This window comes from Mycobacterium sp. 852002-40037_SCH5390672 (assembly GCF_001665875.1).
Lineage (GTDB): Bacteria > Actinomycetota > Actinomycetes > Mycobacteriales > Mycobacteriaceae > Mycobacterium.
This window is the reverse complement of sequence record NZ_LZTA01000006.1, coordinates 23,965-42,928: the sequence shown is the minus strand read 5'-3', so window position 1 is coordinate 42,928 and position 18,964 is coordinate 23,965. Positions and strand designations below refer to the sequence as shown.

Here is an 18,964-nt window from a genome sequence, read left to right as displayed (position 1 = left end):
GACCTGGCTCATGTAAGAGTTTCGAGGCTAACTCGACCAGTATGCCGCGTCTCGGCCAGAAAGGCTTGCACAACTTGACGATTGTCGGACTATCCGCACCGAGTCAGGGATCAGCCCCGTGAATTCGTTGACTTTAGTCAGTACTATTCATAGATTGAACGGCGCACCACCCCACACATCGGAGGACCCAGCATGGCATTGGAGCAGTTCAGGCTGGACGAGCAGGTCGCGATCGTCACGGGAGCCGGGAAGGGTGTGGGAGCGGGCATTGCCCGGGTGCTGGCGGAGGCGGGCGCCACGGTGGTCGGGACCGCACGGACCGAGGCGGATATCGTTGGCACGGTTAAGGGTATCGAGGCGGCGGGCGGCACGGGGCTGGCGCTGGTCGCGGATGCGATGAGTCGGGCGGACGGCGAACGGGTGGTGAATACGGCCGTGCAGCGCTTCGGCCGCATCGATATCCTGGTCAACAATGTCGGCGGGTCGACCTACGCGCGATTCCTGGACATCACCGATGAAGACTTCCGGCACACTTTCGACTGGTGTGTGACCTCCGCCTTCATCATGAGCCAGCTCGTGGCGCCACACATGCTCAGCGCCGGACACGGTTCCATCATCAACATTTCATCGGGCTCGGCGCGGTTCGGCATACGGGCGCTCACCGCCTATTGCGTTGCGAAGGGCGGCCTCGAAGCGCTTACCCGCGCCATGGCACAGGAACTCGCGCCGAAGATCCGCGTCAACGCCATCGCCCTGGGGTCATTCGCCACCGACGGTCTGAAGGGCAGCCTGGACCTGATGCCCGGGTCGCTGGAGAAGATGCAAGAAGCCACACCGTTGCACCGGCTGGGCGACGTCGAGGATCTCGGACGGCTCGCGGTGTACCTGTCCACTCGCGATTGTTACGCGACCAACGCGACGTTTCACGTCGATGGCGGCATCGACTCGAACAATTCGCCGCTGCCGATACCCGATTACTGAGCTGCGCTGCAATTGAACGCGTCATGATGGGTCATCACCCACCGCCGGAAGGACGAGGGTAACCATGCGCAGAGTGATTCAATTCTCCACCGGTAACGTGGGCCGGCATTCGTTGCGGGCCATCATCGGCAGACCAGACCTCGAACTGGTCGGCGTGCACGCCGCCGGCAGCGAGAAAATCGGTCAGGATGCGGCGCAGTTGTGCGGACTGGACGAACCGACCGGCATCATCGCCACCGACGACATCGACGCCCTGGTGGCACTCGGCGCCGACTGCGTGGTTTACACGTCTCAGGGTGAGACTCGGCCGATGGAAGCTATCGAGCAGATGGCCAAGTTTCTCACGGCGGGCATCAACGTCGTCGGTACATCGATGGTCTGGCTGGTCACGCCTCGCCACGCCGACGACTGGTTGCGCGAGCCCCTGGAGAGTGCATGTGCGGCCGGCGACGCCTCGCTCTATGTCAACGGCATTGACCCCGGTTTCTCCGGCGATACGCTGGTGCACTCGGCAGTCAGCCTGACCACCCGGGTCTCCTCGATCACCGTGCAGGAGATCTTCGACTACGGAAACTACGATGACGCCGAGTTCACCGGTGCAGCAATGGGTTTCGGCACAACGGTCGATGACGACTCGCCGATGATGTTCCTGCCCGGGGTTATCGTGGCGATGTGGGGTGGCCAGGTCCGAAGCCTCGCGGACCATCTCGACATCAACCTCGACGACGTGCGGCAGCGCTGCGAACCTTGGTATACCCCTGAGCGAATCGACTGCACCATGATGACGGTGGAGCCCGGACAGATGGCGGCGGTGCGGTTTGCCACCGAGGGCGTGCGCGATGGCGAGCCGGTCATCACCCTCGAGCACGTCACCAGGCTCACCCAGGCTGCTGCGCCCGACTGGGAATTCCCGCCCGAGGGACACACCGGTGTGCACCGCGTCGTCGTCGAGGGCGAACCTCGGGTGGAAATCAACACCCACGTTTCGCATCCTCTTTTCGATTCGACTGATGCCGGCTGCATCTCGACGGCCGGTCGGGCTGTCAATGCGATCGACTGGGTGTGTCGCGCGCCGCAGGGGTTGATCGCGGTGGAGGACATCCCGCTCTCCGCGACGATGCGTGGCCTGATGTGGAACGACCACTAGCCCGACGCATGACGACATCAATGCCGGGACGCGTTGCCGGTAAACGCATTCTGATTACCGGTGCTGCCCGCGGTATGGGACGCAGCCACGCGCTGCGGCTTGCGCAGGAGGGCGCGGACCTCATCCTGCTCGACATCTGCCAGTCCTTGCCGCAGATCGAATATCCCTTGGCCACAGAAGACGACCTGGCCGAAACGGTAAGGTTGGTAACTGATTTCGGCTGCCGCTGTGTGAGTGGCATCGTCGATGTTCGCGACGAGGCACAACTGCGGGCTGCGGTCGATGGCGGCGTCAGCGAGCTGGGCGGTCTCGACGGGGCGGTGGCGAACGCCGGTGTGCTCACGGTGGCGCCATGGGACAGGACGACTGCCGATCAGTGGCGCACGGTGGTCGACGTCAATCTCATCGGGGTGTGGAACACCTGCGCGGCCGCGATACCCCACTTGCTCAGCCAGGGCGGCGGCAGCCTGGTCAACGTCAGTTCTGCCGGTGCCATCAAAGGCTTTCCGTTGCAGACGCCCTACACGGCTGCCAAGCAGGGCGTCGTCGGCTTGACGTTGGCCTTGGCTAACGAACTGGCGGCACAGAATGTCCGCGTCAATACCGTGCTGCCCACGGGTGTGCCCACCGGGATGGTTCCACCGTCGTTCGGACCGCTCTTGGGTGAGCAACGGTCGGACCTGATTCCGATCTTCGTCAATGCGATGCCCACGCCCGCCGTCGCGCCCGAGGACGTCAGCAACGCGGTGCTGTTCCTGCTGTCCGATGAGTCCAGATATGTGACGGGACTGCAGTTCAAGGTCGACGCAGGGGTGACCATCAACTAGAAATTCGAGCCCGATTCATCTGCTCGAACTCGCGTGGAAGGCCAAGGGGGCGTCGCTCGCCGGCCGCCGCACGCACAGAGATCGCGCCGACACCGTGGGCCGGCGCCCAGATGAGGATCTGCTCGGCGGCCGAGTTTTTTGCGCGTTCGCGCTGCCGACGCGAGCTGCAAGGGATACAAATAGCTGTCTTCAAAAGGAGAACCTTATGAATATGGTGCGGACGTCCGCGCTCGGCTTGACGGCCACCGCGGTCTTGATCGGCGCCGCGGTGGTGGGCTGTGGCGGGGACAAGAGCTCGACGGGATCATCGGGTTCGGCCTCATCGTCCGGCGCGGCTGCCTCGTCGAGCCCTTCGAACAGCGCGGCCGCGGCGTCACCGGGAGCCCCGGCGGACTACAGCAATCTGCTGATCAAGCCCAGCGACGTCGGCCCCAACGCCACCGCTGACGGGCCACCGAGCCAGAACCCCAGCGGCATCACCGGGGTGGGACAGGTTTTCAAGAACCCCGATGGCAAGCGCACAATCGTCGACACGATCGCCGTGTTTCCCGATGCGGCCACGGCCGCCCAGACGGCGGCGAACATGCGTGACGTCGTCGCGAAGAAGGTGAGCGGTCAGCAGCAGCCCATCGACGTCGGCACCAACGGGTTCATGGTGATCGGCCAGGCAACCGACCCGGCCAACCCGATGGAGATTTCCGAGGCGGTGTTCGTCGAGGGCAGGGCCATGGTCGATCTGGAGTCTGACTGTGTCATCGGCAATCCCACGCCGGCCGATGTTTTGCTCGATCTCGCCCGTAAGCAAGACGCCGCGGTCAAAGCGGGTCTGCCCGGTTAGCTTCACACGGGCCAGCTGTCCGGCTGCAGCTCGTAACGCAGCGCCGCAGCCGGCGGCAACGGCCGTCGATCGTTGACCGATATCGCGTCGATGACAAGGGTGACGTAGCGTCGCCAGCCATCGCTGCCCGCATCCATCGTCGACAGCACGCTGAAGAGCATCGCGATCAGGCGAGGCAGGTCGTCGGTGACCAGGTCGGCGCGGATGCTGCCGACTCGCTGGCCTTCGCGGGCGAGCTCGGCGAGTGCGGTGTTGAGTGACACCGAGATGTCGGATGTGAGCGACCCGGCCCGGCGCGCGGCGGTCAGCAGGCTGTGTTCGCGCGCCCCCAGCGAGATCGCCGCTTCGATCAGTTGGGTGAGACCTCGCAGCGGATCCTTCGCGACGCGCGCACTGTCGATCACCGGGGTGAGGTCCTCGGCGATGCTTTGGTCCAGGGCGGCGCGCACCAGGTCGGCCTTTGCCGGAAATCTGCGATAGAGGGTTCGCTCACCGACGCCGGCGCGGCGCGCGACCGCTTCCACCGGGGCGTCGGGTCCCAATTCGCCATAGACCTCTCGCGCGGCGCGCAGGATGCGCTCGACGTTGCGCGCCGCGTCCGCCCGCAGCGGCCGGTCTTCAACCGCGGTCATCGTGACAGCGTAACTGACAGTTGACTGTCAACAGCCGCAGCTCTACGCTCTACAACTGGCAGTCAACTGGCACTTAGTGGAAACGTGGGTTATGGCAATACCTTTGGAAACCTCCGGCTCCTGCGCTGACGCCGACCTCCCGGTGCTGCCTATACCGCGGCCTGGACACTGCCCGCTCGCGCCGCCACCCGAGTTCGGCGATTGGCGAGAACAACCCGGGCTGCGGCGTGCGATGTTCCAGGGCAACCCGGTCTGGGTGGTCAGCCGCTACCGCGATATCAGGGCCGCGCTGGTCGATCCGCGCTTGTCCGCGAAGACCATTCCCGACTCCATCATGCCGAAGGACGCCGACAACAAGGTCCCGGTGATGTTCGCGCGGACCGATGATCCCGAGCATCATCGGTTGCGGCGCATGATGACTGGCAATTTCACCTTCAGGCGTTGCGAATCGATGCGGTCGCAGATCCGGGAAATGGTCGACCACTACCTCGGCCAGATGATCGACAACGGTGCGCCGGCCGATCTGGTGTCCGAATTCGCCTTGCCGGTGCCGTCAATGGTGATCGCGCTGTTGCTGGGAGTGCCGTCCGAAGACCTCGAAATCTTCCAACACAACACCACGACCGGGCTTGACCAGAAATCCACCGACGCGGAAAAGGCCCAGGCGTTCGGTGCCATGTACGCCTACATCGAGGAGTTGGTGGAACGCAAAGAGCGCGAACCCGGCGATGACTTGATCAGCCGCCTGGTTACCGAATACGTGGCGACGGGGCAACTCGACCATGCCACCACGGCCATGAGCAGTGTGATCATGATGCAGGCCGGTCACGAAACCACGGCCAATATGATCTCGTTGGGAACTGTTGCGCTGCTGGAACATCCCGAAGTATACGAGCGACTCGGACAGACGAACGATCCCGCCGCTATTGCGAACATCGTCGAAGAGTTGATGCGCTACCTCAGCATCGTGCACAGCCAGGTCGATCGCGTCGCCACCGAAGACCTCACGATCGGTGGGCAGCTGATCCGCGCCGGGGAGTTCGTCATGATGAACCTGCTCGCTGGGAACTGGGACGCCGAATTCGTCGAGAATCCCGAATCCTTCGACCCCGGCCGTATCACCCGCGGGCACTTGGGCTTCGGGTACGGCGTTCATCAATGCATCGGAGCGAACCTGGCCCGTGTCGAGATGCAGGTCGCGTTCGCCACTCTGGCGCGCCGCCTGCCCAGGCTCAAACTGGCGGTGTCACCCGAGGAACTGAGGTTCAAAGACGCCCACATCTATGGCATGAAAGGGCTTCCGGTGAGCTGGTGACGATTCGACCGGGTGCTGACGCATTCGCTCGACGCGGCAACCGGCCACTCTGCCGTCGAACGCGATGCGGCGTGGCGGGCGGTATTGGATGGCCTTGTGGGCCCCGCGGTTCTTCAGCGGCAGGGCAAGGGGTTTCTACCGGCCCGGGCTTGTCGTCACCATCATGGGCCGGCCTCAGCAGCTCAAGGCCGTGCCCACACCATCCGGTGCCGGCGCCGACTTCAGGCAGCCGAACGGCTCGATCCCGGCGGGACTGAATCTCGCCGCCGACTGATGGGCATAGTTCACGCAATAGAGGCCGGCTTGGTCGGCCCGGCACCGGTAGTCACCGAATGACAGCGAATCTCCGTTCGCCAGTTCCGCCCCATTGCCGTTGATGAAAGGACCGGGATCGGCCCGGGCGGAGCCGATCTGCAGGTTCATCCCGTCGAAGCTGATCCAGCCGCCCTGCCATTGGCCATAGGCAGTCGCGGGCGCCGGCGGTGGATTGGTCAAATTCACCAGGCAGGCCAGGGTGCCGCCGGAGTGTTTGGCATCCGTCATGCAGGAGACCTTGCCGGGCCCCTTACCAGCATTAGCCGTCAGCGCGATGTCGTCGCCGAGTGGTGTGGCCGCACCGTCGCGGGTGGCCGTGTGAAACCGACCCGGATCGGCCGGGTGGCCGGCCTCTATCCATGCGATGACGTCGGAGATTGCCGCACCGGCGGCCGGTGCGGTGGTTGGTCCCGGCGATTTGCTTCCCGGCACTGCGGCGCCGGCGGATGTCTGGGTGGTGCTCGAGGTTGGCGCTGAATGGCCGCCCGTGGTGTGTGAGCACCCGACGACCAGTAATGACGCGGCGATCACCGCAGCTTTGCGCATTCAGTCAGGCTAACCGCCGCGCCGGGCAATTAAGGCGCTGCGCGCGCGTTACGACCATCATGTCGGTTACCGTCGGGTTATGCATGACCGCACCGTCCGCGCACGCACGGCCATCGGCACCGTCGAAGGCTTCACCCGCGACGGGGTCAATCGGTGGCGGTCGATCCCGTATGCCCGTCCACCGGTGGGGAGCCTGCGCTTCCGGGCGCCGCAGCCCGCCCAGGCGTGGTCGGGTGTGCGGCACTGCCATGGCTTCGGCAACTGCGCGCCCCAGCAGCGCCGCTACACCCTGCTCGGCTTCGGTCGGTACCAGCCGATGAGCGAGGATTGCCTCACCCTCAACGTCGTGGCGCCCGAGGGCGACGCCGAAGGACCGCTACCCGTCATGGTGTTCATCCACGGTGGCGGCTACTTCCTGGGCAGCTCGGCGACACCGCTGTACGACGGTGCGGCGCTGGCGCGGCGGGGATGTGTGTACGTATCGGTGAACTACCGGCTGGGTGCGCTGGGGTGCGTGGACTTTTCGTCCTTGTCGACGCCGGAAATCACCATCGACAGCAACCTGTACCTGCGCGATTTGGTGCTGGCGCTGCAGTGGGTTCGCGACAACATCGCCGGATTCGGCGGTGATCCGGACAACGTCACCATCTTCGGCGAGAGCGCGGGCGCGTGCATCACGGCCTCCCTGCTGGCGGTGCCCGCCGCCGAAAACCTGTTCGCCCGGGCGATCTCGGAAAGTCCGGCGTCGGGTCTGGTGCGGTCGAAAGAGGTTGCCGCGGAGTTCGCGAACCGCTTCGCCAAGCTGCTCGGGGTGCGCAAGCAGGATGCCGCCAACGCAATGATGCGGGTGTCCGCGGCCCAACTGGTGGAAACCCAACACCGATTGATCGACGAGGGCATGCAGAACAGGCTGGGCGCCTTCCCGATTGGCCCCGTCTTCGGTGACGACATTCTGCCGATGGATCCGGTCGAGGCGATGCGGCGCGGTGAGGCGCACCGGGTCCCGCTGATCGTGGGCACGAATGCAGAAGAAGGACGGTTGTTCACCCGGTTCCTGGCGATGTTGCCGACCAACGAGACGATGGTCGAAGAACTGCTGGCCGAGGCGGATCCCGCTATCCGCGAACGCATTACCGCCGCATACCCCGACTATCCCCAGCGGGCGGCGTGCATCCAGCTCGGTGGTGATTTCGCGTTCGCCTCGGCGGCCTGGCAGATCGCGGAGGCCCACGGCACGCACGCGCCGACCTACCTCTACCGGTATGACTACGCCCCCCGCACACTGCGCTGGTCGGGTTTCGGCGCCACCCATGCCACCGAATTGCTCGCCGTTTTCGACGTCTACCGCACCAGATTCGGCGCGTTGCTGACCGCGGCGGCGGACCGGCGGGCCGCGTTGCGGGTCAGCAACCAAGTGCAACGGCGCTGGCGCGCCTTCAGCCGGACGGGCGTGCCGGGCGAGGACTGGCCCCCCTACACCGCCGGCGATCGCGCCGTGATGGTCTTCGATCGCAAGTCCCGTGTCGAGTTCGATCCACACCCACACCGCCGAATGGCATGGGACGGCTTCTCACTGGCGCGTTGAGCTGGCACGCTAACCCTCATGCATGCAGAGACCGAGCAAGTCATCGAACGACCCAGTGACCTCACCGCCGCCTGGTTGGCCGCGGTGATCGGCGCCGGACCCATCGAGGACTTCTCGGTGGAGCGCATCGGTACCGGCCAGATGAGCGAGTGTTACCGCGTCCGGCTCAGCTATGCCGATGCCGCGGGACCTGCGAATGGGCCTGAGTCGGTGGTGCTGAAGGTCGCGGCCACCGATCCGGTGAGCCGGCAGACCGGGCTGGCGCTGGGACTCTACGAGCGGGAGGTGCGCTTCTACGGTGACGTCGCGCCGCGCCTGGGCGGGCCCATCGCGCCCTGCTATCACGCGGCGGTCGACACCTCGACGGGCGTGTTCGATCTGCTGCTGGGCGATGCGGGGCCGGCCGTCGTCGGCGATGAAATCGCCGGCGCCACAATCGAACAGGCCCGCCTCGGTGCCGTCGAGCTGGGACGCCTGCACGGACCGCTGCTCGGCGACGTGTCGCTGGCCGAAGCGCCGTGGCTCAACCGGGAGGCTCCGCTGAGCCAGGCCATGATCACCCCGCTGTACGCGGGTTTCGTTGAGCGTTACGGCGACCAGATTGCACCGGAGCATCGCGTGGTGTGCGAACGCCTGGTGGCCGCATTCGACGGGTACCTGGCCCAAGAAGCAGAGGCGTCCGAGCGGCGCGGTCTACAAGGTCTGGTGCATGGCGACTATCGCTTGGACAACATGTTGTTCGGTACCGACGGCGCCGATCGCGCGCTGACGGTGGTTGATTGGCAGACCGTGTCGTGGGGCCCGGCGCTGACCGACCTGGCCTACTTCCTCGGTTGCGCGTTGCCCACCGAGGACCGCCGGCAGCACTACGACGCGCTGCTGCGGGCCTACCATGAGGCGCTGGGGTCTGCGACGCCACTCACTTTGGCCGATGTCGCCGAGGGCGTACGCCGGCAGAGCTTCTTCGGCGTGATGATGGCGATCGTCTCGTCGATGCTGGTCGAGCGGACCGACCGCGGGGACCAGATGTTCATGACGATGCTGCGACGGCACTGCGACCATGTCCTCGACACCGACGCGCTGTCGACGCTGCCCGTCGCGGCGGCACCCGAGCCGTTGCAGCCGTCGGCCGAGGACGAGCTCGCCCACGACCCCACGGCCGAACCGCTGTGGAGTGAGAGTTGGTACGCCGACTTCGCTGACGCCGCACAGGGATTGGGCGGCTGGTTCCGGCTCGGCCTGGTAGCCAACGAGCAGACCGCGTGGGTGCACGCACTGTTGTGCGGCCCCGACATGCCGACTCTCGCCGTCGACGCGCAAGTACCGCTGCCGCCGGACCCGTGGTCCCTGCGCACCGATGACTTCAAGCTCGAGCATTCCGCCGACACGCCCCTGCGGAGCTACCGCGTCGACGTGCGGGGGCGGGCCCAGGCTTACTCCGACCCGTCGGCGTTGCTGCGCGGCGAGCCCGGGACCCCGGTCGAGATGTCCATGAACTTGGTGTGGTCCACCGACGGCACCCCGTACAAGTACGGGTTGACGACGCGGTATGAAATACCGTGCACCGTCTCGGGCACCGTCACCATCGGTGGCACCAGTTACCGTCTGGATTCTGTTCCCGGCCAGCGTGATCACTCGTGGGGTGTGCGCGATTGGTGGGGCATGGATTGGATGTGGAGCGCCCTGCACCTGGATGACGGCACCCATCTGCACGGCGTGAACATCCGCATCCCCGGGGCACCCGCCTTCAGCATCGGCTATGTACAGGGCGCCGACGGCAAGGTCAACGAGCTGCAGACCCTTGACTCACGGGAGTCCTTCGCCGAGAACGGGTTACCGCGCGATGCGACACTAGTGCTCGACCCGGGGCAGATCACCGCGAACGTGGACGTACGCGGCCAGGCGCCGGTCCGGCTCGTCGCGACGGACGGGCGGGTCAGCCAGTTTCCGCGCATCTGGGCCGCAATCAGCACAGCCGACGGACGCAGTGGTGTGGGTTGGCTGGAATGGAACCGCAACCTCGGCGAACAAACTTAGGTGAGCGGACCGGCCCCCGTCGTGGTGATGGGTGTCTCGGGATCCGGCAAGTCGACAGTGGGAGCGGCCCTCGCACAGCGCTTGCGGGTCCCGTTCGTTGACGCCGACACCCTGCACCCGGTCGCCAACATCGCCAAGATGGCGGCCGGTGAACCGCTCGACGACGACGACCGTCATCCGTGGTTGGAAAGGGTCGGCGAGTGGTTGGCCGCCCATCGCGATGGCGCCGTGGTGAGTTGTTCGGCGCTGAAAAGGACGTACCGCGACCAGCTTCGCGCGCACTGCCCGGGCGTGGAGTTCCTGCACCTATCGGGTTCGGCCGAATTGATCGGCGGCCGGCTGGCGGGGCGGACCGACCACTTCATGCCGGCCGCATTGCTACGTTCGCAACTGGACACTTTGGAACCCCTCGGTGCCGACGAGGCCGGCATGACCGTCGACGTCGGCCCCGACGTGCACGCGATTGTGGACACCGTCGTGAAGGCTCGCGGATAGCGGAGGCTGACACAGTCGTGTAGCATTGTGCTACAGATTGTAACGGAGTGCTGCATTGGAGGAAGTCATGGCCGAGGCCCTCGATCGTGTCACGCGGGTTGCGTCCGACCTGATGGACAGCGCGGCGGCTGAGGGCGCCCGGCAGAGCCGCTCGGCCAAGCAGCAACTCGACCACTGGGCGCGGGTCGGACGCGCGGTATCCAGCCAGCACACCGCCTCGCGACGGCGGGTGGAAGCCGCGCTCGCCGGCCGGCTGGCGACCAGCGAACTCACGGTCGAGGAGGGCGTGGTGTTCAACGCCGAGATCTCCGCGGCCATCGAGGAAAGCCTGGCGCGCACCAACTACGGGGCGACGCTGGCCGCGCAAGGGGTCACCACGGTAGCCCTCAACGACGACGGCGAGATTGTCGAGCACCGCCCCGACGGGGCCGCGGTGGTGCTCGCGGGCAGGCGCTGACCCGGCGTTCGCCGGCGGTTCGGCGGCCCGATGGATCGACTTGACTTGGTGGTCGGGCCGAATGGTGCCGGAAAGTCGACATTCATCGCGTTGACCTTGGCGCCGCTGTTGCCGGGAAGCCTCGTGGTCAATGCCGACGAAATCGCACGGCAGCGCTGGCCGGAGGATCCGGCATCGCGCTCCTACGACGCAGCGCGCATCGCCGCCGACACCCGCGCAAAGCTGATCGACCTGGGTCGATCCTTCATTGCGGAGACGGTGTTTTCCCATCCCTCGAAGCTGGACCTCATCCACACCGCCCGCCGCGCGGGCTTCACCGTTGTCCTGCACGTGCTGCTCATCCCGGAAGACCTTGCGGTTGAACGTGTTCGACACCGCGTGCAAGCCGGCGGTCATGACGTACCGGAAGCCAAGATCCGTCAACGCCATCGCCGTCTGTGGACCCCCGTCGCCGAGGCTATCGGCTTGTGTGACCTCGCGACGGTGTACGACAACAGCCGGCTGCGCGGCCCGCGCATCGTCGCGCGACTCAGTGGCGGACTGACGGTTGGCGCACCCGACTGGCCCGCATGGGCGCCAGAGCCCCTGCGGTTGGGCTGGCCGGACTAGCTGACTGCGATTACCAGGGGAGCTTGCGGCGACCGGTCTCGACCTGACCGCCGACTCGCTCGCGCGCGGTGTCGGCCAGGTCGCTGCCGCGCTGACGCGCGGTTTCGGCGAATTCCTCCCCGCGCGCACGAGCCGTGGTGGCCAGCTTCTCGCTGCGCTTGCGCGCCTTCTTGGCCAGCTTTTCGCTGCGCTTGCGCGCCTTCTTGGCCAGCGGCGCGGCCCGGTCGGCGGCCTCGTCGGCAAGTTCCTCGCTGCGCTTACGTGCCTTCTCGGCCAGGTATGCGGCGCGGTCAGCGGCCTCGTCGGCCCATTCTTCCCCGCGCTTGCGGGCCTTCTTCGCCAGCGGCTTACCGCGCTCGGCAGCGGTGCTGGCCAATTCGCGGCCGCGTTCGAGTGCGGCTTCGGCGTAGGGTGCGCCGCGCTCGGCAGCGGTGCTGGCCAATTCGCGGCCGCGTTCGAGTGCGGCTTCGGCGTAGGGTGCGCCGCGTTCGGCTGCGGTGCTGGCCAGTTCGCGACCCCGTTCCGCGCCGATCTGCAAGCCGTGCGCGATCCGATCGCCCAGCTCGGAGAAATCGGCATCGAAGGCCGAATCGTCGGAACCGGGCCACGCCGACGACACCCGCTCCGAGAGCCGTTCCGCCGCTCGGCGGCCACGCCACCCGAGTGAGGGCTTACCGGCGGTGTCGGCAGAGGCGATCAACAGTCCGCCCAACAGGCTGAGGTCGGTGAGAAATTGCTGGCGTTTCTGGGCTTTGGCCACCGGGTCGCTTTCGTTCCAGAACGAGTGCGTCCCAAGGTTGGCGGGCAACACCGTCACCGCGAGAGCGGCCGACGCGATCCGGGGGAGTTTGCCGGTGGCAAGCAGCAGGCCGCCGCCGATTTGAACGGCCGCGGTGATCTGCGCGACCGTCTCGGGGTCGCTGGGAATGCTGCTACTCACCGAATCCGGCAACGCCTGCAGGCCGTCCACGGCCGGCGCCGCGGCCTCCGCCGCGGATTTGGGATTGAGCAGTGAATTGACTCCTTGCCCGATGAATGCCACTGATAAGAGGGGTCGCGCGATTCTCCTGAGCACCATGGCCCGTGTATTACCCGGCTGCTTGTCGAGCAAACCGCGACGCCGATAACCCCAGCTAGGGCCGCATAGAGGTGCACACCGATAGGGTGGAACGCGTGCGAGCGTTGATCATCGTCGACGTGCAAAACGATTTCTGTGAGGGCGGCTCGGTGCCGACCGCCCACGGCGCCGCCGTGGCGCCCGCGATCAACGCCTATCTGTCCGGTGACCCGGGCTACCGGTACGTCGTGGCGACGCAGGATTTCCACATCGATCCTGGCGATCATTTCTCCGACCGGCCGGATTATTCAACCTCCTGGCCGGTGCACTGCATCGCGGGAACCGCGGGCGCGAGTCTTCGCCCCGACCTGGACACCCGGCAAATCGACGCGATCTTCCGCAAAGGCGCCCACGCCGCTGCATACAGCGGTTTCGAGGGCGTCGACGAGCAGGGGACGACGCTACTGCAATGGTTGCGGCAGCGCGGGGTGGACGAGGTCGACGTGGTCGGCATCGCCACCGACTTTTGCGTCCGGCGGACCGCTGAGGACGCGGCGGAGGCGGGCCTGACCACCAGGGTGCTGGTGGACCTGACGGCAGCCGCGGCCGAGGATTCGGCCGCCGAAGCACTGGCGGAGATGCGGTCCGCCGGCATCGAGTTGGTTGGGGGACGGTAATGGTGGTTCCACTGGATCGGCAACATCTACTCGCCGTCGCGGAACGCTCGCCGCGGGCGGCCGCCGCGCACGATCGCGCCGGGTGGGTGGGGCTGTTCACCGATGACGGCCGGGTCCAGGACCCGGTCGGCTCGCGACCGCACGTGGGGCATGAGCAAATCGGGCGCTTTTACGACACATTCATCGGTCCACGTGACATCAAGTTCCATCGCGATCTCGACATCGTCGTCGGCACGGCGGTTCTGCGTGACCTCGAGCTCGAGGTGACGATGGGCTCGGCCGTGACGATGTACATTCCCGCATTCCTGCGCTACGACCTTCGAGAAACCAACGGCGAGTGGAAGATTGGCGAACTGCGGGCCTACTGGGAGCTTCCGGCCATGATGCTGCAGTTTCTGCGCACCGGCTCGGGCGCGGTGGGGCCCGCGCTGAACCTGTCCAAGGGCCTGTTGAGCAACCAGGGCTGGCGTGGGACGGCAGGCTTCGTGGCCGGTTTTCGGCGGGTGGGAGCCCGCCACCAACGGCTGGTGACGACGTTCCTCGACGCCGTCGCCCGGAAAGACAGTTCCTCTGCTGCACGGATGCTGGCATCAGGTGCGGCAATAACTTTGGGTGATCGCGACCCGCTCGATCTGGCCGAGCTGGTGGAGCAACTGGAGGGGGCCGGCGCAACCAAGGTGAACAGCGCGGGCCCCACCGTCGCGGTCTCACTCAATTCGGGTCACGGGCGCGCCATTGTGTTCGCCGATCTGGCCTGGGGCGCCAACGCGATCAACCGGATCAGGTGCTTTCCCGCCTGATCAACCGCCGTTCAGGCCGGTCTCACCGGACAACCATCAGCGCCAGCGATGCCGCCGATAGGCACAAGTACGCGCCGGGAAACGCGATGTTGTACAGGACGTGTGCCCTCAGGTGTGTCACCACCGCACCGACGAAGAACAGAACCAGGCCCGCGGCGGCGGCGATTCCCAGTTCCCGCAGGCCCAGCAGGCCGATAACTATCCCGGCGGCGCCGGCCAGCTTCACCGCGCCCAGTGCAGGTAACCACGACCGTGGCACCCCGACCTGGGCAGAGTTGGCCAGCACGAATCGCGCCGGAACGAAGTCGGCTACGGCCATTGCGGCGGTGATGGCGGCGGTCATCAGCGTGATCACGACAAGTGCAGTGTTCATCCGGATCAATCCCTTGTCGCGCAGCAATTTCCGCCGCGGCGAGTCGAATGCGTGCGGTGTGCGCCGCGGCGCACAATCGGTAAGGTCATGGTGCTTGTCTCCTTCGCCACTGGAAGTCCGTTCGACGCGGTCATCTTCTTGACGACTTCCGTGCGGGAAAGGTGACCCATGAGCGCAACAGGCGATTTGGCGGATCTGGCGCGGCGTTTTGACGCCGATCGACGACACCTGAGGTCGGTCGCGTTCCAGCTGCTGGGCTCGGTGGCCGACGCTGACGACGCGGTGCAGTCGGCATGGCTGAAGGCCAGTCGGGCCGGCTTCGATGCTGTCGACAACCTCTCCGGCTGGTTCACGACGATCACCGCGCGTGAGGCGTTCGACCAGCTTCGGGCACGCAAGCGCCGCGCCGAACAACCGCTCGCCGAGACAGACGAGCTGGACCGGCTGGCACGGACGGCCTCGGCGCCGGCCGACGAGGACGCGCTGCTGGCGGAGTCGGTGAGCAGCGCGCTGCTCGTCGTGCTCGACCGGCTCTCCCCGGCGCAACGTCTTGCGTTCGTGCTGCACGATGTCTTCGCCATGCCGTTCGAGCAGATCGCCGCAGTGATGAATCGGTCACCGGATGCCGCGAAGAAGTTGGCGAGTAGGGCCCGCGGGCGACTGCACGCCGGTCCGGCCGCCCAGCCCCGTCGCACGGCCGACCACCTGAAGGTGGTGGAGGCATTTCTGACGGCTTCGCGCGGCGGTGATATCGCCGGCCTGCTCGAGTTGCTGGCTCCCGGGGTGGTGCGCACGGTCGATCCGGCCCTCGTACCCGCGGACGTGCCGGCCACGTTGCACGGCGCTAAAACGGTCGCCGAGGAGACTCGTCGCTTTGCTGCGCGGGCGCGCTCCGGTGCTGTCATGCTCATCGACGGGGCACCGGGCATCGTGATCGCGGCCCGCGGGCGCACTCAGGTCCTGCTGGTGATCGGCATCGGCGCCGACGATCGCATCCATACGATCGACATCACCGGCAGTGCCGAGCGAATCCGCCGGGCGGCGCTGACGCTGCCGCGGTGGCCGATCCAGGAACATCACAACCTCATCGGGTACCAAGGACGTCAGACACAGTCGGCCGGGGAGCCGGCGACGGGACAAGACCGGGAGAGCCATGCTCGATAAGCCGTTCGGACGGCGAAGCCTGCTGCGGGGCGCCGGCGCGCTTTCTGCGGCAGCGCTGGCACCGTGGTCGGCCGGGTGTGCTCCCGAGGACGACGCGCTCACCTTCTTCTTCGCGGCCAACCCGGACGAGCGTGACGCGAGGATGCGCATCGTCGACGAGTTTATGCGCCGTCACCCCGATATCAAGGTTCGGCCGGTGCAGTCCGGTCCGGGCGTCATGCAACAACTTTCGACGTTTTGTGTTGGCGGCAAATGTCCCGACGTGCTGATGACATGGGAACTGTCCTACGCCGAACTCGCCGACCGCGGTGTGCTGCTGGACATGAACACGCTGCTGGCACGCGACAAGTCCTTTGCCGACCAGCTCAAGGCCGAGAGTATCCCGGCGCTGTACGAAACCTTCACGTTCAACGAAAAGCAGTACGCACTTCCCGAGCAGTGGTCGGGCAACTACATGTTCTACAACAAGCGGCTGTTCGCCGAAGCTGGGGTGCCGGCGCCGCCCCCGAGGTGGGAACAGCCATGGGATTTCACCGAATTCCTGGACGCGGCGCGCGCTCTGACCAAACGTGACGCATCCGGGCGGGCCGCACAGTACGGCTTCGTCAACACCTGGGGCTCCTACTACTCGGCCGGGCTGTTCGCGATGAACAACGGCGTTGCGTGGTCCGACCCGCGGCTGAATCCGAACCACTTCAACTTCGACAAGGCGGCGTTCCAGGAAGCGGTGCAGTTCTACGCCGATCTGGCCAACGAATACCGGGTCGCGCCCAATGCATCAGAGACACAGTCGATGTCGACGCCTAACCTGTTTGCGGTGGGACGGGCGGCGATCGCGCTCGGCGGGCACTGGCGTTACCAGACTTACATCCGCGCCGACGACCTGGATTTCGATGTCGCTCCGTTGCCGATTGGTCCGGCGCTGGGAAAGGGACATGCCGCGTGTTCCGACATCGGCGCCACGGGACTGGCCATTTCGGCGAGCAGCCCGCGCAAGGAGCAGGCATGGGAGTTCGTGAAGTTCGCGACCGGTCCAATCGGGCAAGCGTTGATCGGTGAATCCTGTCTGTTCGTTCCCGTGCTGCGGTCGGCGCTGCGATCGGACGGATTCGCCAAGGCTCATCGACGGCTCGGCAATCTCAGTGTGCTCACCGACGGGCCCGCCTTTTCACAGGGCTTGCCCATCACGCCGGCGTGGGAGAAGGTCAATGCCTTGATGGACCGCAACTTTGGTCCCGTCCTGCGGGGCCGCGAGCCCGCGACGTCGTTGAACGGATTGTCCCGTTCCGTCGATGAAGTGCTGCGCAGCCCGTGAGCTCAATGGAGGTGACCGGTGCGGCCGCCCCCCCGGGGAGGACGACGCGGACGACCCCGAAGAACCCGAGCCCGTGGCGCCGACACGCATGGGCGGGTCGGTTGTTCGTCGCACCCAACATGGTGGCGGTCGCCGTGTTCATGCTCTTTCCGCTGGGCTTCTCGCTGTACATGAGCCTGCAGCGGTGGGATGTGTTCACACCGCCAAAATTCGTGGGCCTGAAGAACTTCGGGGAGCTGTTTACCTCTGATCCGCTCTTCCTGATCGCGATCCGCAACACGGTGATCTTCACGCTCGGAACGGTTGTGCCAACGGTCCTCATCAGCCTGGCCGTCGCCGGCGTGCTCAACCAGAAGGTCAGGGGCATCGGCATCTTCCGAACGATCGTTTTTCTGCCATTGGCGATCTCATCGGTCGTGATGGCGGTGGTGTGGCAGTTCGTCTTCAACACCGACAACGGCTTGCTCAACATCATGCTCGGCTGGTTCGGGCTCGGGCCGGTCCCGTGGTTGGTCGAGCCCCGATGGGCCATGGTCTCACTGTGCATCGTCAGCATCTGGCGCAGCGTGCCCTTCGCCACCGTCGTCCTGCTGGCCGCGATGCAAGGCGTTCCGGGAACGGTCTACGAGGCGGCCAAGATCGACGGTGCCAGCGAGATAAGACAATTCGTCTCCATCACCGTTCCGTTGATACGGGGGTCGATATCCTTCGTGGTCATCATCTCGGTGATTCACGCGTTCCAGGCGTTTGACATGGTCTATGTCCTCACCGGCCCCAGCGGTGGGCCGGAGTCGGCGACCTACGTCTTGGGGATCATGCTGTTCCAGCATGCGTTCTCGTTCCTCGAATTCGGGTATGCCTCCGCGCTGGCGTGGGTGATGTTTGCCGTCTTACTGGTGCTGACCGTGGTGCAGTTGCGAGTCAGCCATCGACGATCTTTGGAGAATTCGCGTGGGCTCAAGTGAGGGCGTCATCAAGCACACCGTCGTACGCGGCGGCATGGTCTATGGCGCGCTGCTTGCCGTCGCCTGGTGCGCGCTGTTCCCGGTCGCGTGGGCGGTGTCGGGTTCGCTGAAAACGGAAGGCGAGGTCAGTGAGCCCACGCTGCTGCCGGCCCACCCGCGGTGGTCCAACTACACCGAGGTGTTCGCGCTGATGCCGTTCGGGCGAATGTTTCTCAACACCGTGCTGTACGCGGGGTGCGTCACCGCGGGGCATGTCTTCTTTTGCTCACTGGCCGGATATGCCTTTGCGCGACTGGATTTCCGTGGCCGCGACACGTTGTTCGTCGTATACCTCGGCACGTTGATGGTGCCCCTGACGGTGACGGTCATCCCGCAATTCCTGGTCATGCGGACCCTCGGCTGGGTCGACACTCCGTGGGCGATGATCGTGCCGGGTTTCTTCGGCAGCGCTTTCGGCACGTACCTGATGCGGCAATTCTTCCGCACCCTGCCCACCGATCTCGAGGAGGCCGCGATACTCGACGGTTGTTCACCGTGGCAGGTCTATTGGCGAATCCTGCTGCCCCATGCAAGACCGGCGGTGATGGTGCTCGCCGTGCTCACCTGGGTCAACGTCTGGAACGATTTCCTGTGGCCGCTGCTGATGATTCAGCGCAACAGCCTGGCCACCCTGACCCTGGGCCTGGTCCGGATGAAGGGCGAATATGTTGCCCGCTGGCCGGTTCTGATGGCAACCTCGATGCTTATCATGCTGCCCCTGGTCATCATCTACGCGATCGCGCAACGCTCGTTCGTCCGCGGTATCGCCGTCACCGGGATGGGCGGTTAA

At 65.7% G+C, this 18,964-nt stretch carries 19 protein-coding genes and 1 pseudogene; 16 read left to right on the top strand and 4 right to left on the bottom strand.

The window, feature by feature from the left end:
* The first annotated feature begins 192 nt into the window (after nucleotides 1-192).
* The 4 genes from A5782_RS01485 to A5782_RS01470 all read left to right on the top strand — a co-directional run bounded on the left by A5782_RS01485 (nucleotide 193) and on the right by A5782_RS01470 (nucleotide 3,793).
* A complete protein-coding gene (locus A5782_RS01485) occupies nucleotides 193-981 on the top strand; it encodes an SDR family NAD(P)-dependent oxidoreductase (protein WP_067094077.1) in 789 nt (262 codons plus the stop codon).
* Between the two features lie 64 nt (nucleotides 982-1,045).
* Nucleotides 1,046-2,128, top strand: coding sequence for a dihydrodipicolinate reductase (locus A5782_RS01480; RefSeq protein ID WP_067094073.1), 1,083 nt, complete (start codon nucleotides 1,046-1,048; stop codon nucleotides 2,126-2,128).
* A 20-nt stretch (nucleotides 2,129-2,148) separates the two neighbouring features.
* Entirely contained in the window at nucleotides 2,149-2,955 is an 807-nt protein-coding gene (locus A5782_RS01475) for a mycofactocin-coupled SDR family oxidoreductase (RefSeq protein WP_067094070.1), read from the top strand.
* Nucleotides 2,956-3,160: 205 nt separating this feature from the next.
* Complete coding sequence (locus A5782_RS01470) at nucleotides 3,161-3,793, top strand: hypothetical protein (RefSeq protein WP_067094068.1); 633 nt, start codon at nucleotides 3,161-3,163, stop codon at nucleotides 3,791-3,793.
* 2 nt (nucleotides 3,794-3,795) lie between these two features.
* On the opposite strand, the gene A5782_RS01465 is transcribed toward A5782_RS01470, so the two are convergent.
* Nucleotides 3,796-4,425: a TetR/AcrR family transcriptional regulator gene (locus A5782_RS01465; RefSeq protein WP_067094065.1), complete on the bottom strand. Its 630-nt coding sequence runs from the start codon at nucleotides 4,423-4,425 to the stop codon at nucleotides 3,796-3,798.
* A gap of 91 nt (nucleotides 4,426-4,516) precedes the next feature.
* Between A5782_RS01465 and A5782_RS01460 the strand changes: the two genes are divergently transcribed.
* Entirely contained in the window at nucleotides 4,517-5,740 is a 1,224-nt protein-coding gene (locus A5782_RS01460; RefSeq protein WP_082942733.1) for a cytochrome P450, read from the top strand.
* A 174-nt stretch (nucleotides 5,741-5,914) separates the two neighbouring features.
* On the opposite strand, the gene A5782_RS01455 is transcribed toward A5782_RS01460, so the two are convergent.
* Nucleotides 5,915-6,601 (bottom strand): hypothetical protein, encoded by a 687-nt coding sequence (locus A5782_RS01455; protein ID WP_067094059.1) that lies wholly within the window; start codon nucleotides 6,599-6,601, stop codon nucleotides 5,915-5,917.
* Nucleotides 6,602-6,680: 79 nt separating this feature from the next.
* On the opposite strand from A5782_RS01455, the gene A5782_RS01450 reads away from it, so the two are divergent.
* From A5782_RS01450 to A5782_RS01430, 5 genes are all read left to right on the top strand, one after another.
* Nucleotides 6,681-8,186 (top strand): carboxylesterase/lipase family protein, encoded by a 1,506-nt coding sequence (locus A5782_RS01450; RefSeq protein ID WP_067094056.1) that lies wholly within the window; start codon nucleotides 6,681-6,683, stop codon nucleotides 8,184-8,186.
* Nucleotides 8,187-8,204: 18 nt separating this feature from the next.
* Nucleotides 8,205-10,223 carry a phosphotransferase gene (locus tag A5782_RS01445; protein WP_067094053.1) on the top strand — a complete coding sequence of 673 codons (2,019 nt, stop codon included), beginning with the start codon at nucleotides 8,205-8,207 and terminating at the stop codon, nucleotides 10,221-10,223.
* Nucleotides 10,224-10,718 carry a gluconokinase gene (locus A5782_RS01440; RefSeq protein ID WP_067094050.1) on the top strand — a complete coding sequence of 165 codons (495 nt, stop codon included), beginning with the start codon at nucleotides 10,224-10,226 and terminating at the stop codon, nucleotides 10,716-10,718.
* Nucleotides 10,719-10,785: 67 nt separating this feature from the next.
* A complete protein-coding gene (locus tag A5782_RS01435; protein ID WP_067094049.1) occupies nucleotides 10,786-11,175 on the top strand; it encodes a hypothetical protein in 390 nt (129 codons plus the stop codon).
* 30 nt (nucleotides 11,176-11,205) lie between these two features.
* Nucleotides 11,206-11,784, top strand: a complete 579-nt coding sequence (locus A5782_RS01430; RefSeq protein ID WP_067094047.1) for an AAA family ATPase — start codon at nucleotides 11,206-11,208, stop codon at nucleotides 11,782-11,784.
* A gap of 10 nt (nucleotides 11,785-11,794) precedes the next feature.
* Here the strand turns inward: A5782_RS01430 and A5782_RS01425 are convergent, their stop codons facing one another.
* Entirely contained in the window at nucleotides 11,795-12,862 is a 1,068-nt protein-coding gene (locus tag A5782_RS01425) for a DoxX family protein (RefSeq protein ID WP_067094043.1), read from the bottom strand.
* Nucleotides 12,863-12,957: 95 nt separating this feature from the next.
* Here A5782_RS01425 and pncA point away from each other — a divergent pair, with 95 nt between their 5' ends.
* Together pncA and A5782_RS01415 are read left to right on the top strand one after the other, a co-directional pair.
* Nucleotides 12,958-13,518 carry a pyrazinamidase PncA gene (gene pncA / locus A5782_RS01420; protein WP_082942739.1) on the top strand — a complete coding sequence of 187 codons (561 nt, stop codon included), beginning with the start codon at nucleotides 12,958-12,960 and terminating at the stop codon, nucleotides 13,516-13,518.
* Nucleotides 13,518-14,318 (top strand): ketosteroid isomerase family protein, encoded by an 801-nt coding sequence (locus tag A5782_RS01415; RefSeq protein ID WP_067094037.1) that lies wholly within the window; start codon nucleotides 13,518-13,520, stop codon nucleotides 14,316-14,318. The genes pncA and A5782_RS01415 overlap by 1 nt, the downstream gene beginning before the upstream one ends.
* A gap of 22 nt (nucleotides 14,319-14,340) precedes the next feature.
* Here A5782_RS01415 and A5782_RS01410 read toward each other — a convergent pair whose 3' ends face one another.
* Nucleotides 14,341-14,691: a DoxX family protein gene (locus tag A5782_RS01410; protein WP_067094256.1), complete on the bottom strand. Its 351-nt coding sequence runs from the start codon at nucleotides 14,689-14,691 to the stop codon at nucleotides 14,341-14,343.
* Between the two features lie 168 nt (nucleotides 14,692-14,859).
* Between A5782_RS01410 and A5782_RS01405 the strand changes: the two genes are divergently transcribed.
* From A5782_RS01405 to A5782_RS01390, 4 genes and pseudogenes are all read left to right on the top strand, one after another.
* On the top strand, nucleotides 14,860-15,855 hold the full coding sequence (locus A5782_RS01405) for a sigma-70 family RNA polymerase sigma factor (RefSeq protein WP_067094035.1): 996 nt from the start codon (nucleotides 14,860-14,862) through the stop codon (nucleotides 15,853-15,855).
* Nucleotides 15,845-17,170, top strand: a complete 1,326-nt coding sequence (locus A5782_RS01400; RefSeq protein ID WP_067094032.1) for a sugar ABC transporter substrate-binding protein — start codon at nucleotides 15,845-15,847, stop codon at nucleotides 17,168-17,170. The genes A5782_RS01405 and A5782_RS01400 overlap by 11 nt, the downstream gene beginning before the upstream one ends.
* Before the next feature lie 18 nt (nucleotides 17,171-17,188).
* A pseudogene (locus A5782_RS01395) lies at nucleotides 17,189-18,135 on the top strand (carbohydrate ABC transporter permease).
* A 34-nt stretch (nucleotides 18,136-18,169) separates the two neighbouring features.
* Nucleotides 18,170-18,964: a carbohydrate ABC transporter permease gene (locus tag A5782_RS01390; RefSeq protein WP_369815573.1), complete on the top strand. Its 795-nt coding sequence runs from the start codon at nucleotides 18,170-18,172 to the stop codon at nucleotides 18,962-18,964.

Bases quoted from the DNA above. Each gene is read 5' to 3' on its own strand.
- A5782_RS01485 (WP_067094077.1), top strand. From the start codon at position 193: ATGGCATTGGAGCAGTTCAGGCTGGACGAGCAGGTCGCGATCGTCACG.
- A5782_RS01480 (WP_067094073.1), top strand. From the start codon at position 1,046: ATGCGCAGAGTGATTCAATTCTCCACCGGTAACGTGGGCCGGCATTCG.
- A5782_RS01475 (WP_067094070.1), top strand. From the start codon at position 2,149: ATGCCGGGACGCGTTGCCGGTAAACGCATTCTGATTACCGGTGCTGCC.
- A5782_RS01470 (WP_067094068.1), top strand. From the start codon at position 3,161: ATGAATATGGTGCGGACGTCCGCGCTCGGCTTGACGGCCACCGCGGTC.
- A5782_RS01465 (WP_067094065.1), bottom strand. From the start codon at position 4,425: ATGACCGCGGTTGAAGACCGGCCGCTGCGGGCGGACGCGGCGCGCAAC.
- A5782_RS01460 (WP_082942733.1), top strand. From the start codon at position 4,517: ATGGCAATACCTTTGGAAACCTCCGGCTCCTGCGCTGACGCCGACCTC.
- A5782_RS01455 (WP_067094059.1), bottom strand. From the start codon at position 6,601: ATGCGCAAAGCTGCGGTGATCGCCGCGTCATTACTGGTCGTCGGGTGC.
- A5782_RS01450 (WP_067094056.1), top strand. From the start codon at position 6,681: ATGCATGACCGCACCGTCCGCGCACGCACGGCCATCGGCACCGTCGAA.
- A5782_RS01445 (WP_067094053.1), top strand. From the start codon at position 8,205: ATGCATGCAGAGACCGAGCAAGTCATCGAACGACCCAGTGACCTCACC.
- A5782_RS01435 (WP_067094049.1), top strand. From the start codon at position 10,786: ATGGCCGAGGCCCTCGATCGTGTCACGCGGGTTGCGTCCGACCTGATG.
- A5782_RS01430 (WP_067094047.1), top strand. From the start codon at position 11,206: ATGGATCGACTTGACTTGGTGGTCGGGCCGAATGGTGCCGGAAAGTCG.
- A5782_RS01425 (WP_067094043.1), bottom strand. From the start codon at position 12,862: ATGGTGCTCAGGAGAATCGCGCGACCCCTCTTATCAGTGGCATTCATC.
- A5782_RS01415 (WP_067094037.1), top strand. From the start codon at position 13,518: ATGGTGGTTCCACTGGATCGGCAACATCTACTCGCCGTCGCGGAACGC.
- A5782_RS01410 (WP_067094256.1), bottom strand. From the start codon at position 14,691: ATGAACACTGCACTTGTCGTGATCACGCTGATGACCGCCGCCATCACC.
- A5782_RS01405 (WP_067094035.1), top strand. From the start codon at position 14,860: ATGAGCGCAACAGGCGATTTGGCGGATCTGGCGCGGCGTTTTGACGCC.
- A5782_RS01400 (WP_067094032.1), top strand. From the start codon at position 15,845: ATGCTCGATAAGCCGTTCGGACGGCGAAGCCTGCTGCGGGGCGCCGGC.
- A5782_RS01390 (WP_369815573.1), top strand. From the start codon at position 18,170: ATGGTCTATGGCGCGCTGCTTGCCGTCGCCTGGTGCGCGCTGTTCCCG.